We start from the raw sequence: 16,185 nt of genomic DNA on the forward strand, positions 1-16,185 counted from the left end.
ACGTACTTCAAAGTGGCTCTTCTAATCATTTAGACCAAATTTTTCTGCGAACCGTTCTTTGGGAACATGAAAAAGATAAAAGCCAGTGGCTTTTGACCACTGGCTCTGGAAAATGTTCAATTATTGAATTATTGTTCGGTAGTAGTTCCACCCTGAGCTTGCTGTTTGTAGAGGTACTCGCCTATCTTCATGCTTTCTCTCTGCAAGTCGTCGAATAGTATCTTGACTTTTGCGATGTCATCTCTGTTGATTGCATCTTTCAAGTCTCTAATGATTTCTTCGAGTCTGTTCTTTGTATCTTCTGGTATCTTGTCACTGTTTTCTTTGAGCACTTTTTCAATGTGGTATGCAAGGTCGTCTGCTTTGTTCTTGAGTTCGACTTCTTCACGTTTTCTTCTGTCTTGTTCTTCGTACATCTGAGCTTCTCTAATCATTCTTTCGATTTCATCACTGCTGAGCTGGTGTCTACCTGTGACAACCATCGATTGTTCTTTACCAGTTCCGAGGTCTTTTGCAGAAACGTGCACTATACCATCTGCGTCGATATCGAATGTGACTTCGATTTGTGGTACTCCTCTCGGTGCTGGTGGAATGCCTACGAGTTGGAAGCTGCCAAGGAATATGTTGTCCCTTGCCATTGCACGTTCACCTTGGTAGACTCTGACTTCAACGCTTGTCTGTCCGTCTTCAGCTGTTGTGAATATCTTGCTCTTTTTAACTGGTATGGTCGTGTTCCTTGGAATTATTGGCTCGAGCAATCCACCTTTGACTTCAACACCAAGTGTCAGCGGTGTAACGTCTACAAGCACAACGTCTTTGTCTTTTGCACCTTCTGTTCCAGCCAAAATGGCAGCCTGTATTGCAGCACCGATAGCAACTGCTTCGTCTGGGTTGACGCTCTTGTTCGGTTCTTTTCCGAAGATGTCCTTGATGAATTTCTGAACCATTGGAACTCTTGTCATACCACCGACAAGGATGATTTCATCGATGTCTTGTGGTGATAGTTTCGCATCGCTAAGCGCCCTTTCTATTGGTTCTCTTGTCTTTTCAACGAGGTCTCTTGTGAGCGATTCGAACATAGCTCTTGTAAGTTTCATTTCAAGGTGCAACGGACCTTCAGCCGTTGCTGTGATGTATGGCAAGCTTATGTCCGTTTCAAGTTTTGTAGAAAGCTCAATCTTTGCTTTTTCCGCAGCGTCTCTGATTCTTTGTAATGCCTGCTTGTCGTTTCTCAGGTCTACTCCGTGCTGTTTTTTGAACTCGTCGATTATGTAGTCCATTATCCTCTGGTCGAAGTCGTCACCACCAAGGTGGTTGTTACCGCTTGTTGCGATAACCTGAATAACACCTCCACCGATTTCCAGTATGGAAACGTCAAACGTACCTCCACCAAGGTCGTAGACAAGAACTTTTCTTTCGCCTTCCATCTTGTCAAGACCATATGCAAGTGCAGCAGCCGTTGGTTCGTTGATGATTCTGAGCACTTCCAGTCCAGCTATGATACCAGCCTCTTTTGTAGCTTGTCGCTGAGCGTCGTTGAAGTAAGCTGGACAAGTAATAACTGCCTTTTTAATTTCACCACCGAGGTACTCTTCTGCGTCTTTTTTGAGCTTTTTGAGTATGAGCGCACTGATTTCTTGTGGAGTGTACTCTTTGTCATCGATCCTCACCTTGTAGTCTGAACCCATCTTTCTTTTGATAGATTTTATAGTCCTGTCCGAGTTCAAAATGAGCTGACGTTTCGCAGGTTCACCGACAAGAATCTCTCCAGTTTTCGTAAACGAGACTATAGATGGTGTTGTTCTGCTACCTTCTGCGTTTGGAATGACCTCAACGGTTCCATCCGGTTTCATCCACGCAATGACCGAGTTGGTCGTTCCAAGGTCAATTCCAACAACAAACTCCTTCTTTGCCATATATATCCACCTCCGTTATATTTTTGTTTTCTTTTGCTTGGCAGTTATATTCTACCAGATTAGCACTCTTTTGTCAAGAGTGATAATTGAAATTTTTAAAAAATTCGTCCTGGGAATTTGGACGGTGTAAGTCGTTTGTACCTTTATTAATTAGGCGATCAGCCTATGTAGAACACTTTGTCTATTCGGTTTAGCCAACCGTTTAGATATCTTGGATTTTTGATGCCAAGCTGTTTGGCATGTTGTCGAAAGGCAAGTCTGAGCTGTTCAATTACCTGTGGGAACTCGGGATCGGAATCTCGTAGGATGATGAGTTTGCTTTTTGGTACTATAGAATAAGCAATGGAAAAGGCTTTGTTGCCAAAGAGAACACACATGTGCATGAGAGCAACCTGGAGTCTAACACTATGGTACTCATATAGTTTGTTTGGAACATAGTAGCGAACGTAAAGGATGTTGAAGGCGTCTTTCCTTGTAACTCTGAAGACGTCTATATCTGGGTTGTGCTTTGAAGAAATCCCATACTTTGTAAAACCACCCAGCTCATCAAAAGTGAGTTCGTCTCCTTCGTAGTCAACCACACTGTAGATTACGTATTCGACTGTTCTATCTCTTGCCAGTGCTTGTTTTATCCTTTCCAACTCTTCATGCATTTGGTTGTACCGTTCAAGTATTGTTGATGTGTCGTCTTGAATATCAGTTTCAAAATCAGTCTTGCTAGAAACAACGCTTTCTTCGGTTTCTTCAGAGGGACTTTCTGTTGATGAAATATACAGTGCAGCAGTGGCAAGCTCAGTAGGTTCGGCTTGGGCTTGCGAGGATTCGTTGTTTAGGAAGATTAAAATAATTGAAAAGATGATAATTAGGCTTCCTGTGATTATTGCATAAAAAAGGATATTTTCAAGCTTTTTGGAATCGCCCACTCTTTAACCTCCGAACATGCACAATTTGGAGTTTTTCAGTATTTAAGATTATACCATAACACGCAATGTTGGAAAAAACTGAACGATTCTTCCTCACACAAGGTCAAAAGTTATATAGGGCCACGTGGAGCAGCCATGTGACCCAAAAAACTACGAAAGAAGGCGATAGTATGTTGAACCGTGGCAAGTTTAAGGTTGTTTTTGGAGTTTTAGCTATTATTTTCGCTGTTGTCTTGGTGTTCTTTTCTTGTGTTCCTGTTACCCCGCCTTCTGCTTCCAAAGAGGTGGTCATCCAGACATCAAGGCACGGGCATATTACAAATGCGCACCTTGTGTATGCAAGAGATGGGTTAACAGGGACATGGACGAAGTTGACGGGAACGAACGGTGTCTACAAGTTCACCGTGAACGATCCAAAAGGTATCTATTCCATAGCTGTTGCAGAACCTGAGTTTGGCTATTCAGAAAAGACGGTCTACTTATTTCATGCAAAGCTCAGTGAGACTAACTTTATCCCCGTGGATGTTGGAAATCCAACTGATGAAGACGCTGCTACGTTGACCATTAACGTACCAGCTCAATATTCAGGAAAGCAACTGAGCGTGTTCTTTTCACATGAACACAGATTTCCCGAAGTAGAAGATGGAAAAGCAGTAGCTTTCGGATTGCCAAAAGCAAAAGGTGATTTAGTGATTTTTGTGGGTAGTCCGTGGAGTGATGAAGGTATAGAAAAAGTAGCGATCAAACGCAGTTTCATGCTTGATTCGGATAAGAGTTTGGATATTACGGAAGCTGACTTGAAAGTTATTGAACCTTTAGAACCTTTTGAAGGTATTTTTACGGACTGGCTCATCGGCGGAAATTGTTATGTTTTTGGTGGATACAAGATACCAAGTTCGTTGAAGAGCGATAAAGATCTGTATGTCTTCAGCTATACTGATTATTCAGTGAAGCGTTTTTCTTATTCTGAATACAGAAAAGACTTCCCAACAACTACACCGTTCGCAACAAGTTCCATTAATCCTGCGAATTATCCTACCACTCCTTTTAGTACTTCAACTACATCTAACAGTGTGAAAGTCACTGTTAGTCCTTACTCCCCCGGAATTAGCGGAATAGACACGATTTTGTACAGTTTCATGCTTTATTCATACACTGGTGTCAATGAAGGGGGCTGGCCTAACAGGGATGTAACGTATGTTGTAGATTTATCAAGTGGATATCTTGCCGAACTCACAAATAACGAGTATACATTACCTATCATAGGCGGCGATTTTGCAGAGTTTGATATCGATTTAGCTAAAAGTATAATTGTTGATGAGTCATTTTACCTTCCTAATTACATTGCTTCGAACAAAACATTGAAAGACTATTTCATTCCAGTTGACGGATTGAAGGTACTGGAGAAATTTAGGTAATAATCAAAGAAAAGCGGCATCGCCCAACGATGCCGCTTGCTTGTTTTTATCTTATTTTCTTGAATTATACGCCTTTATCCCTTCTCCAAGTATTCTTACAGCGTCTGCAAGTTTTTCTGCTTCAAGTACGTAAGCTATCCTTATCTCGCTCATTCCAGCTCCAGGTGTTGCGTAGAATCCGCTGAGTGGTGAAACCATGGTGGTTTTGCCGTCCACGTTGAATTCTTTTAGCATCCAGATGATGAAGTCCTCGGCGTTATCTACGGGAAGTTTTGCAGACAGGTAAAACGCACCTTCTGGTTTGTGGACTACGACACCGGGGATTTCTTTCATAGCTTCGTAGGTTGCATCTCTTCTTTTTTGGTATTCATCGCGCACTGAGTCGGTATAATCTTCTCCGAGCGTGAGCAAGCCTATGGCTCCAAACTGCGTTGTTTCCGCTGGGCAAAGTCTTGCTTGAGCAAATTTGAGTGCGTTTTTGTAGAATTCTTTGTTTTTGGTGACAAACGTTCCTATTCTTGCACCACATGCACTGTAGCGCTTGGATATGCTGTCAACCATTATTACTTGTTCTTCGATACCTTCGAAATGGAATATCGATACGTGCTTTCTGCCATCGAATGTGAATTCTCTGTAGACTTCGTCGGAGATTATAACCAGCCCGTGTTTTTTTGCAAATTCAACGATTGTTTTCATTTCTTCGTACGTGTATACGGTCCCTGTTGGATTGGACGGGTTTGAAAAGAGTATGGCTTTTGTTTTCGGGCTGACGACTTTTTCAAATTCGCTCAGTGGTGGAAGTCTGTAACCGTCTTCTGGATGAGCTGTGACAGGAACGAGTTTGACGTTTAAATAGGATGCAAAGCCGAGGTAGTTCGCGTAAAATGGTTCGATGGTTATAACCTCATCACCCGGGTCACATACAACACCGAGGGCAAACATTATAGCTTCACTTCCGCCGTTGGTAACCATTATCTCATCTGGTGTGACGTGTATATTGTGCCTTGCGTAATATTTTGAGAATGCTTCTCTTAATTCCAGCAAGCCTTGCGAATGAGTGTACGCCACAACTTCGGGTTTGTATTTTTCTATGTACTCATACCAAACCTTCGGGGTTTTAATGTCCGGCTGGCCGATGTTTAGATAATAAATCTGGATACCCCTCTTCTTCGCCTCATCGGCGTACGGTACTAATCTTCTTATCGGACTTGCTGGGGTCTCTATTGCCCTTTTTGATATCTTAGAAACCATGCCAAATTCCTCCTTGTATTTGCTGTTATATATATACTAATTCATTACTTAGAACTTCTGGCATGTCCAGTGGCTCAGAGTGAAGCAGTTCAATTAAAGCATATTCTTCGGTATACGAAATATCAAGTATGGTAACCCCTATATAGCTCAGTTGTTGCATTCTTTTGCCGTACGAAAGGAAATCAATCTTTAGTTTTTGCTTGTATGCTCTTTTTTTCTCATGTATACGTCCCTCATTGTGCGCTCGCTCGATAGCCATTTCCACCGCTTTTGAATACGCATCTATGAGTCCTCTAACACCAAGCTTCACTCCACCGAAATACCTCGTCACTACGACTGCCACGTTGAGCAGTTGGTGTTTCCGAAGTGTGTTTAACATCGGTAGACCTGCAGTTCCAGAAGGCTCACCAGCATCTGAGGAAAATTCGATGATGCTACCGCTCGAAAGTACCCTGTAAGCTGGGCAATTGTGCGTTGCATCTGGGTATTTTTTGTTCATCTCACTGATGAACGATTTTGCCTCTTCTTCCGATTGAACCTCACAAATAGTAGCGATAAATATTGAACGCTCTATATTTATCTTGGCCTCAATTATTCCTTTAACAGTTTTGAATCTATCAAGCTCCATTTTGATTCCATATACACCTGCCCGGTATCAAGGTTATAGAACTTCGCAGCTAAGTTGTTATTATCGATTTCAAGAACAAGAACGCTCCTTGGAGAGTTATTCTTTGGTAGGGAAGTGCTGCCTGGGTTTAGAACGTATTTACCGTTTATTTCTTCTACCTTCGAGACGTGCGTGTGGCCATGGATGATGAACTGAGCATGGCTATTTTTTGTAAATTCCGCAATATCGTTTTCTTCAAAAAGCTCGCCGTGGACAAGTATGAATAAGAAATCGCCAAAAGATTCCATAGATATCCTGGGCATCTCTGGTATTTCGAGCACTTTCAAATCGATATCTGCATCGCAGTTCCCTCGTATGTAGTTGATTTTGTATTTCCTGAGTTTGTCAACCAATTCTTTGGGGTTGTATCCCTCTGGAAGAGGGTTCCTTGGGCCATGGTAGAGTATGTCACCCAAATGGAAGATGCTTGTGAATGAAGTTAGATCGAATAATTTCTCTATTTCTTCCCAAGCCTTCACCGACCCGTGCGTGTCACTTACTATCAACACTTTCATCCGTTCCATGCTTCCATCCTCCTGATTCGTGTGCGTTTTTCTTTTCGCTATTTGATTTGTCTTCCTTTTTGGCTTTCGATTATTTTTCTGTACTTATTTACCGTTCTGCGCGATATTTGTATGCCTGCCGATTTGAGAACGAGTGTGATATGAAAATCTGTAAGATTGTCGTCCATATTGAGGAGTTTTTCAATCTCCTGCAGGACGATCTTTTTATTGATTGTTCTTCCAAAGAAGAACCTCAGCGGAAGTATCCCAAATGGGGTGCTGACGTACTTATTCCTTACTGCCCTGCTTACAGTTGAAACGTGCAATCCGAGAAGTCTTGCCATGTATCTCATGGTGAAGACCTGTGGATATTTCCTGTAACCCCTTAGGAAATACTCGTTCACCTTCCGTATTTCTTCGCAAATCTTTGCGATGGTCTCTTCTCTCATATGCAATGCTTTAGCTATTATCGGATCTCTCACGTCTATTTTCCTTACCTCAACCTTCTCAGGAGTCATTATCACATCGGGCTCGATGTACGCTTGATCTTCGTTAAATGTATGTTGGGCAATTTCTTCAGAGAATTCTGTGAGAATCAGCTCAACCATTTTTTGAGCATGCAGAAGGTCTATCGAAAATTTTTCGGTTAGTTCTTCTGGTGTTATCCTTAACTTCCCCGTACTGTCAATGTTGTAGATTATGTATTCAGCTATTTGTTCTTCTTGATCAGACAATCCAAGGTATGGCAACAACTTAACTAAGACCTCGTGCAGGTCTTCCGCATGTGGGTGATATGTATCATCCAATTCCACCACAGGTAGATACTTTTCGCGCAATACATGGTAAGGTGCCTCGAGTATGTTGAGATAGAGTTTTTCTGTTCTTGTGAGTAAAAGCTTCTGTTCTAACCTTGGACCTTGAGATTGACTATTTCTTTTGCTATCTGGCATGCTAACCTCACATTATTTTTTAAAAGTTCAATATTCGCTCGCAGTGTTTTGTAGTTGCTCAGCTCAGCTACGCGGGAAAGAATGTACGGTGTGACCTGTTTACCCGTGATGCCCTTTTCTTCGCATTCTTTCAAAGCCTGCTCTATGTACTTTTGAACTTCGCTTTCTTCAATTGCATATTCTTGAGGGATTGGATTGGCAACTAAAACCGCCCCTTCTATTCCAAGTTCCTTCTTTGTTAGATAGATCTTCGCAACCTCATCTGGTTGTTGGACTACATGTTCCAGCGCAAAAGAAGATAGCCCTTCGTAGAATATTGGGAACTTATCGGTTCTGTATCCAAGAACAAGTATCTGGAAAGTCTCCATGAACTCGACGGTCTTTTTTACATCGAGTATAGACTTACAACCGGCGCTCACAACAACCAGATCCGTTTTCGCCATTTCCGTTATGTCCTGCGAAACATCCCAATCACCTACGTGTACACCTCCGATTCCACCTGTTGCAAAAACATCGATACCTGCCATCTTTGCTATGCGCATCGTCGCACTGACCGTTGTTGCTGCACTCTTTTTCATCGCAACCACGTACGGTATCTCACGCGTGCCTATCTTCAGTGGTTCATCGTTCAGCATTTCATTGATTTCTTCCTGAGTCATTCCTACGATGATTTCACCCTTAAGTACTCCTATCGTGGCTGGAACAACACCGTTTTCGGCGCATATATCTTCCAAAAGCTTTGCTGTTTCGACATTGTGAGGATAAGGCAAGCCATGTGCTATTACCGTGCTTTCAAGAGCTACAACTGGTTGACCATTTTCAAGTGCTTCTTTAACTTTCTTTTCGATTCTTAATTCTACCATCTGAATCTCACTCCTAAATTTTTCGAGTATTTTTCTTGCTTTCCCGTTGTTAATTATAGCATATGCAAAGATGTTGGGCAAAGATTAGGAAGTTAAAAAAGGAGCCGAACCACTCGGCTCCATACTGCACTCGGAATTTATCCAATTAGCATATTACTTTACATTAAAAATCGTTCTGAACTCACCTAAGTTTTTTACATTAACAACCAGCTCGTATTGCCCGGCAGGAAATTTGCCAAGTTCTATCGTTTTTGTTGGTGTTGTAAACGCCTGAGTTACCATATCACCGGGACCTGGCTTGTAGAATGTTCCTGTCAGGGTTATTTTTCCTGGATTATTTCCAACTGGATACACGATATCCGGTTCATCCAGTTCGATTCTGTAGCCACCCGTTGGGAAAGTACCAGCTATGATTTGGAGAAGTACAACATCATCTTTTGATATTGTTTCACCTTCTGAAATAGCTCTGTATCCGCTTTGTGTTTTGACCAAAAGCACCATTCCTGCTTCTGATTTATCACCAAAGATTGGCACGTTGACATCACCACCTGAAGTTTGTTTGGATTGCTCAACGATCTGGTTGTCGACGTACAATGTATAATTGGAAGGCATGATAACGAGGACAAGAGGTAAGCGAAGGTACAGCTTGTCACGTTCTGCTTTGAGCTCTTCGACGTATTCTTTTTTACCATCAGCACTAACAGCTCGGATTTTGAAAGTGTTTTTTGTTTCCTGAACATTTACAGATTGGAATAGCCAAGCTTTCAAGATATAACCTTTGCTTTCTTTATCCTCATATAACTTGATGTATTGCACAGAAAACGTTTTAGTTCCAACAGATTTAAAAAGTGGGTCTGGGAAAGTGACAGTTAATTTCTTGACAATAAACTGAGTGTTTTGTGCTAACGATACAGTAGAGAACGCAAACAGCAGCATCAAAATCAGCACTCCAACCAAACCGAAAAATTTCTTTCCTCGCATTTGAGCACCTCCTCCTTGTTGGTCTTTTAAATACCGTTTCATCTTTTTTCTCGCTTTTTCAGTTCCTGAGCATACTTTTCCATCTTTTTTTCGTACATCACTTTATCAGCCGTTTCGTACGCTTTATCGAAATCATCGAACGGAGCTGTTCCGTACGAAAAGCCTAGGTTGAGTTCGTTACGACAGTCGTTGTACAAGCGAATGATGATTTTATGCACATCTTTTTCCTCTACCGAATTAAAGATCAGACAGAACTTGTCTCCTCCCAACCGTATAAAGTAATCTTCACTTCTAATGTGCGATTTCACAATCTCAGCGAACCTTTTCAAAACTTGGTCACCATAAACATGGCCATACTTGTCGTTTATAAGTTTAAAACCGTCAAGATCAAGAAGTACGAACGTTCCCTTCTTTGGAACAAGGTCTATTACCTTTCTATTATACACCCCTGTGAGTGAATCAATAAGGTTTTCATTTTTCAGTCTTTCGTGAGAAGCAGAAATCTTTTTGAATCTTCCCATAGTTACAGTCCCCACGTACACTAAGAAAACAAAGCGACCGTAGTGGATCATGAGTTCATTTGATTTGTTGAATGAAAGCACGTACAAAGTTTCGATACCAGTCATCACCAAAAACGAAATAGGAAATACGAAATCAAGGATTTTGTACCTAAAAACAAAAAATAAAACAGAAAAGATAAGAGCTAATGAATAAAGTTCTGAAAGCGTACTTGCAATGTGAATGTATTTTACCTTAGTGGAAAATAGAGCCAATGCAAGCAAGACCACAGGGAAATATTTCAAGAATGCCTTTAGCTTTCTGTTAATTGCTTTATCAGGTACTGAAAGAGTCCTTATGGCAAAAAATAGGTAAGTAATAATAAAAGGTGAGGCAGTTACTCCCAACTCTTCAAAAATTAAATACATCTCGGGACTCCCAGAACTCTCACGATAGACAAACTGAATGAGGGAGGCTATCATGAAGCTGGAAGCTATCATCAAATAGCGATAAACAAGCTTTTCATCTCTGCTTAAGCTTTGATAAGCAATAATCAGTAAGTATAGTATTAGAGCAGTCATTCCTATCCCAATAAGAGTTATATTATTTCTAAACAAATCTATCAAAGCAGCTCTCTGGACGGCTACTTGCGGAATTGTGGCATACGGTTGTCCATATATCCCAGCTCCGACCAAACCGTAGAGTGTAACCTTTATCTTATTAGCAGACTGTTGACAAAGTATAACTTGTTCAAGTATAATCTCTTCAAAAGAGGATCCTTTCCAAACAGGATCCTCTTTTTTTACACAAATAGTAGGAGGAATATACATGCTGACCATCAACAAAGATAAATCACGCAGAGAACAAATCGAATCCGTCTCCATCGAGCAACTCGTCCCTCATGACCACCTCGTCAGAAAAATCGAATCCGCCATCAATTTCGATTTCATCTACGACCTTGTCAAAGACAAGTACTGCCTCAATAATGGCAGACCTAGTATTGACCCCGTTGTGTTAATTAAAATTACCATTATCCAATATATGTTCGGCATAAAATCCATGCGTCAAACCATAAAGGAAATACAAACAAACGTCGCATACAGATGGTTTCTCGGATTCGGGTTTTCTGATACCATCCCTCATTTCAGCACGTTCAGTAAAAACTACGAACGTAGGTTCAAAGGAACCGATTTGTTTGAGCAAATCTTCAACAAAATACTGCAGCAAGCAATCGAGCATGGCTTGGTAAATATGGATGCCGTGTTCATGGATTCAACACACATCAAAGCAAGTGCGAACAAGAAAAAGTACGAGAAGGTATTTGTAGAGGAGCAAACCAAGACATACAAACAAGCTTTAGAAGAAGAAATAAACAAAGATAGGCAAAAACACGGATTGAAGCCTTTGGATTTCACACATGAGAAAGTAAAACTGAAGGAAATAAAAATAAGCACGACAGACCCAGATAGCGGGATGATAAACAAAAATGAAAAAGAACACCAGTTCGGATATTCTGCACACATAGCATGCGATAAGAACGGGATAATACTAAGCTGTATAACAACACCAGCAAATGTCCACGACAGCATGGTGTTTGAGAACTTATTCAATAAAACAAAAAAGAACGCTGGCAAATCGAAAAGGGCAGCTTTGGATGCAGGATACAAGACTCCACCGATATGTAAGCTATTGATGGACGAAGGTATAGTCCCGTGCATGCCATACACACGTGCACAACACAAAGAAGGGTATTTCAAAAAAAGACAATTCGTATACGATGAATATTACGATTGCTACATATGTCCACAAGGGCAGATATTAGAATACTCAACAACAAACAGAAAAGGGTACAAAGAATACAAATCGGATCCGAAGGTATGTGAGAAATGTGAAGATTTAGGTAGATGTACAAGCAGTAAGAATCACACGAAGATAATCACCCGACATGTATGGGAAGAATACATGGAAGAAGTAGAGTATTTAAGGCACACGAAAGAATGTAAAGAGTTGTACAAAGAAAGAAGCAAGACGATAGAGAGGGTATTTGCGGACTTGAAGGAGAAGCACGGTATGAGGGTGACGATGCTGAGGGGGATAGAAAAGGTGCACATGCAAGTGTTATTGACTTGCACATGTTTTAACATGAAAAAATTAGCGAATTGGATATGGAAAAAGGGGAAGGGAGGTCCAGGGAAGGGCAAAAATTTGGAAGTTTTATTAGAATTTTTCTCAAAAGTTGTATTGGCGATAATAAAACCCCACCTTTCGTTTATCGAAAAGTGGGGGTTTGTCAACAATCTGATCTTATTAGTTCTATTCTCTTGCAATAGTACTTTTGGCACTCTAACAACACGAGACCTTGGCCAAAGATTGCCAGTCCCATCACCAAACGAAACAACATGGTAACCGTTGATGTAGACATCCATCTTCGTTGCCAAGACTTTTTGAAAAACAATATAGTTATTAACCCCATCGAACTCGAAGGTTCCATTCAAAACGATTTTGGAAGGTTTGTGAAATTCGTAGTACTTTCCCAGCTCCTGATTCCATTCAATAACTGTTCCGCAAGGTGCATTAACTATTCCTAAGGTGATGTAAAGTACGAAGAAAAGCGAAAAAGACAAGAGTATCAAGAGTACAGCTCTGAAACGAAAAGAACTCCTGAAGTTGTTCTTAGCAAGCACTTTGACTTCCCCCACTATTCCACCCCGACTCAGCTCTTCAAGAAAGTCCCTTTAAAACTTCTTATTTTGTCGTGGTTTGCTACCCCTCGATTGTAATTATACCACTTCTTACCTTGATGGGACATTGTTCATACATTCTTAACATTTTTGAGTTCACTAGAAAAACTTTCTGATATAACATTAAGAGCTGATTTTCTTTTTGACAGAAACCAACAAAAAATAAAAAAGCCTCTGCGATATACAGAGGCTTTTTTGAGCATATAGGAATCCTGGGCACTACCTACTCTCGCAAGGGGTCGCCCCCTTACTACCATCGGCCCACGGTGGCTTAACGGCCAGGTTCGGAATGGAACTGGGTGTTTCCCACCGCGGTATCGGCACCCAGGGTCATTCAAAAGTGCATAGGGTCAAGGTGAAGGAGTCGGCCTATTAGTACCGGTTGGCTCCACACATCGCTGTGCTCCCACCACCGGCCTATCAAGGTCCTCTTCTCGGACCGGCCTTGGAGGCCTCATCTTGGAGCGCGCTTCCCGCTTAGATGCTTTCAGCGGTTATCGCTCAGGAGCGTGGCTACCCAGCGTATGCCCTTGGCAGGACAGCTGGTACACCAGAGGCTCCCTCACCCTGGTCCTCTCGTACAAAGGGCGACCCTCCTCAAGCCTCCTGCGCCCGCAGCAGATAGGGACCGACCTGTCTCACGACGGTCTGAACCCAGCTCACGTACCCCTTTAATAGGCGAACAGCCTAACCCTTGGGACCTGCTTCAGCCCCAGGATGGGATGAGCCGACATCGAGGTGCCGAGCCTAGCCGTCGATGTGAACTCTCGGGCTAGACTAGCCTGTTATCCCCGGGGTAACTTTTGTCCGTTGATCGACGACCCTTCCACTCGGAGTCGCCGGGTCACTAGGACCGGGTTTCCCCTCTGCTCGACCCGTCGGTCTCGCAGTCAGCCCGGCTTTTGCCCTTGCACTCTTACGGTGGATTTCCAACCCACCTGAGCCGAGCTTTGCGCGCCTCCGTTACCCTTTAGGAGGCGACCGCCCCAGTCAAACTGCCCACCTGGCACTGTCCCTCGCGTGCTCTCCACACGCGTAGGTTAGAACTCCGCTGCGACGAGGGTGGTATCCCACCGGCGGCTCCCCGCACCCTGGCGAGCACGGTTCTCAGCCTCCCACCTATCCTGTACACGCCGCAACAGAGCACAATACCAGGCTACAGTAAAGCTCCACGGGGTCTTTCCGTCTAGCTGCGGGTACTGGGCATCTTCACCCAGACTGAAATTTCACCGGGTCCCCTGCCGAGACAGTGCCCCAGTCGTTACGCCATTCATGCAGGTCGGAACTTACCCGACAAGGAATTTCGCTACCTTAGGACCGTTATAGTTACGGCCGCCGTTTACCGGGGCTTCGGTTCGGAGCTTGCACCCCTCCCCTTAACCTTCCGGCACCGGGCAGGCGTCAGTCCCTATACTTCCTCTCATCGAGTTTGCAGAGACCTGTGTTTTTGGTAAACAGTCGCCAGGGCCTTGTCACTGCGGCTACCTCGGCCTCCCCCAGTTTCCACCTTGCGGCTTCCCCTGGGTTCAACCTACCGTAGCACCCCTTCTCCCGAAGTTACGGGGCCAATTTGCCGAGTTCCTTGGCAAGGGTTATCCCGCTCCCCTTAGCTTTCTCAGCCCGCCTACCTGTGTCGGTTTGCGGAACGGGCACCCACGTATCACTACACGCGGCTTTTCTTGGCAGTCTGGCGTCAGTCCCGTTGAGCCCGAAGGCTCTCCCCTTCACGGCTCAGCTCAGGCTGCGGACTTACCTACAGCCCTCTTCGCCTAACCGCTTGGAGGGATTTGCCACTTATCCCCGGAACTTAGCCTCCTGCGTCCCCGCTTGCAGTTTCGATACGCAGGTGGTACCGGAATATTAACCGGTTTCCCATCGGGTACCCCTTTCGGGTTTCCCTTAGGTCCCGACTCACCCTGGGCGGACGACCCTTCCCCAGGTACCCTTAGGCTTTCGGGGGGATGGATTCTCACCATCCTCTCGTATACTCATGCCTGGATTCTCACTTCCGCCTCGTCCAGTAGCCCTCACGGGTCTACCTTCTCCCTACCGCGGAACGCTCCCCTACCAACCAGCTTCCGCTGGTTCCGTGGCTTCGGAGGGTGGCTTCAGCCCCGCACATTTTCGGCGCAGTGCGTCTCGACCGGTGAGCTGTTACGCACTCTTTAAATGATGGCTGCTTCTAAGCCAACATCCCGGTTGTCTAGGACGCACCACATCCTTCCTCTTCACACTTAGCCACCTCTTGGGGCCCTTAGCCGACGGTCTGGGTTGTTCCCCTCTCGTCCGCGGAGCTTATCCCTCGCGGGCTCACTCCCGGCATCTAGTGTGGTGGCATTCGGAGTTTGACAGGGTTCGCAGGTAACCCCACTAGCCCTATCAGTGCTCTACCTCCACCACAGAACTGCCGAGGCTGCACCTCAATGCATTTCGGGGAGAACCAGCTATCACCGAGTTCGGTTAGCTTTTCACTCCTACCCACAGGTCATCCGAGGATTTTTCACGATCCACCGGTTCGGACCTCCAGTGGGTTTTACCCCACCTTCATCCTGCCCATGGGTAGCTCACCCGGCTTCGGGTCTACCGTACCTGACTTCCGCCCTCTTCGGACTCGCTTTCGCTTCGGCTCCGCCTCTACCGGCTTAACCTCGCCAGGTACGGTAACTCCCAGGCTCATTAATCAAAAGGCACATCGTCACCCTCGCGGGCTCCGACTTCTTGTAGGCACGCAGTTTCAGGTCTCTTTCACTCCCCTTCCGGGGTGCTTTTCACCTTTCCCTCACGGTACTGGTTGCGCTATCGGTCGGCAGGTAGTATTTAGCCTTGGAGGGTGGTCCCCCCTGATTCACGCGGGATTCCTCGAGTCCCGCGCTACTCGGGATCACAGCCACTCCTGCGCGTTGCGTTTCGCCTACGGGGCTATCACCCTCTACGGCCAGCCTTCCCAGACTGTTCGGCTACACAACGCCTCAGAGCGGTCTCAGCCTAGCTGTGTCCCACAACCCCAGCACTAAGGCTGGTTTAGGCTCCTCCCCTTTCGATCGCCTCTACTCAGGGAATCTCGTTTGATTTCTTCTCCTCCGGGTACTGAGATGTTTCACTTCCCCGGGTTTCGCACCCTTTCGGGCGCACGGGATTGCTCCCGTGCAGGTTGCCCCATTCGGGAATCCTGGGATCAACGCTCGCTTGCAGCTCCCCCAGGCTTTTCGCAGCTTGCCACGCCCTTCCTCGCCTCCTGCCGCCTAGGCATCCACTGCGTGCCCTTAGTACCTTCACCTTACCCTATGCACTTTTCAATGACCCTCCACCCATTGGTGGAGACAAGGGGATTCGAACCCCTGACCCCCTGCTTGCAAAGCAGGTGCTCTCCCAGCTGAGCTATGTCCCCACCCATGGTGGGCTCGGGAGGAATCGAACCTCCGACCTCACGCTTATCAGGCGTGCGCTCTGACCATCTGAGCTACGAGCCCGATC

11 protein-coding genes, 2 tRNA genes and 2 rRNA genes are annotated in these 16,185 nt (G+C 44.7%); 2 read left to right on the forward strand and 13 right to left on the reverse strand.

From position 1 onward, the window contains the following. Nucleotides 1–128: 128 nt before the first annotated feature. Nucleotides 129–1,916 (reverse strand): molecular chaperone DnaK, encoded by a 1,788-nt coding sequence (dnaK, locus tag CBS1_RS05265; protein ID WP_090223232.1) that lies wholly within the window; start codon nt 1,914–1,916, stop codon nt 129–131. Nucleotides 1,917–2,074: 158 nt separating this feature from the next. Then, nucleotides 2,075–2,839, reverse strand: coding sequence for a lysozyme family protein (locus CBS1_RS05270; protein ID WP_090223233.1), 765 nt, complete (start codon nt 2,837–2,839; stop codon nt 2,075–2,077). A 170-nt stretch (nt 2,840–3,009) separates the two neighbouring features. Here CBS1_RS05270 and CBS1_RS05275 point away from each other — a divergent pair, with 170 nt between their 5' ends. Next, on the forward strand, nt 3,010–4,257 hold the full coding sequence (locus tag CBS1_RS05275) for a hypothetical protein (RefSeq protein WP_090223235.1): 1,248 nt from the start codon (nt 3,010–3,012) through the stop codon (nt 4,255–4,257). 51 nt (nt 4,258–4,308) lie between these two features. Here CBS1_RS05275 and CBS1_RS05280 read toward each other — a convergent pair whose 3' ends face one another. From CBS1_RS05280 to CBS1_RS05310, 7 genes are all read right to left on the reverse strand, one after another. Then, nucleotides 4,309–5,508, reverse strand: coding sequence for a pyridoxal phosphate-dependent aminotransferase (locus CBS1_RS05280; protein ID WP_090223237.1), 1,200 nt, complete (start codon nt 5,506–5,508; stop codon nt 4,309–4,311). A 25-nt stretch (nt 5,509–5,533) separates the two neighbouring features. Beyond that, nucleotides 5,534–6,136: an IMPACT family protein gene (locus tag CBS1_RS05285; protein ID WP_033192133.1), complete on the reverse strand. Its 603-nt coding sequence runs from the start codon at nt 6,134–6,136 to the stop codon at nt 5,534–5,536. Then, a complete protein-coding gene (yfcE, locus tag CBS1_RS05290) occupies nt 6,100–6,699 on the reverse strand; it encodes a phosphodiesterase (protein WP_090223239.1) in 600 nt (199 codons plus the stop codon). The genes CBS1_RS05285 and yfcE overlap by 37 nt, the downstream gene beginning before the upstream one ends. 38 nt (nt 6,700–6,737) lie before the next feature. Further along, nucleotides 6,738–7,628, reverse strand: a complete 891-nt coding sequence (locus CBS1_RS05295; RefSeq protein ID WP_033192134.1) for an RNA polymerase factor sigma-54 — start codon at nt 7,626–7,628, stop codon at nt 6,738–6,740. Next, nucleotides 7,583–8,491, reverse strand: coding sequence for a pseudouridine-5'-phosphate glycosidase (locus CBS1_RS05300; protein WP_090223240.1), 909 nt, complete (start codon nt 8,489–8,491; stop codon nt 7,583–7,585). Before CBS1_RS05300 ends, CBS1_RS05295 begins: the two co-directional genes overlap by 46 nt. Nucleotides 8,492–8,644: 153 nt before the next feature. Further along, nucleotides 8,645–9,472: a protease complex subunit PrcB family protein gene (locus tag CBS1_RS05305; protein WP_033192135.1), complete on the reverse strand. Its 828-nt coding sequence runs from the start codon at nt 9,470–9,472 to the stop codon at nt 8,645–8,647. 38 nt (nt 9,473–9,510) lie between these two features. Beyond that, the gene (locus CBS1_RS05310) at nt 9,511–10,854 is read right to left on the reverse strand and encodes a GGDEF domain-containing protein (protein ID WP_090223242.1); all 1,344 of its coding nucleotides are present in this window, start codon (nt 10,852–10,854) and stop codon (nt 9,511–9,513) included. On the opposite strand from CBS1_RS05310, the gene CBS1_RS05315 reads away from it, so the two are divergent. Continuing rightward, the gene (locus CBS1_RS05315) at nt 10,799–12,376 is read left to right on the forward strand and encodes an IS1182 family transposase (protein WP_241685577.1); all 1,578 of its coding nucleotides are present in this window, start codon (nt 10,799–10,801) and stop codon (nt 12,374–12,376) included. The two genes, CBS1_RS05310 and CBS1_RS05315, sit on opposite strands and share 56 nt — an antisense overlap. A 546-nt stretch (nt 12,377–12,922) precedes the next feature. Here CBS1_RS05315 and rrf read toward each other — a convergent pair. The 4 genes from rrf to CBS1_RS05335 all read right to left on the reverse strand — a co-directional run bounded on the left by rrf (nt 12,923) and on the right by CBS1_RS05335 (nt 16,181). Further along, nucleotides 12,923–13,039 (reverse strand): 5S ribosomal RNA (rrf, locus tag CBS1_RS05320). Nucleotides 13,040–13,063: 24 nt separating this feature from the next. After that, a 23S ribosomal RNA gene (locus CBS1_RS05325) occupies nt 13,064–15,988 on the reverse strand. A gap of 35 nt (nt 15,989–16,023) precedes the next feature. Beyond that, nucleotides 16,024–16,099 (reverse strand) — tRNA-Ala (locus tag CBS1_RS05330). A 5-nt stretch (nt 16,100–16,104) separates the two neighbouring features. Continuing rightward, nucleotides 16,105–16,181 (reverse strand) — tRNA-Ile (locus tag CBS1_RS05335). Nucleotides 16,182–16,185 lie beyond the last annotated feature (4 nt).

Origin of the sequence: Fervidobacterium changbaicum, assembly GCF_004117075.1 — a bacterium.
Classification (GTDB): Bacteria; Thermotogota; Thermotogae; order Thermotogales; family Fervidobacteriaceae; genus Fervidobacterium; species Fervidobacterium islandicum.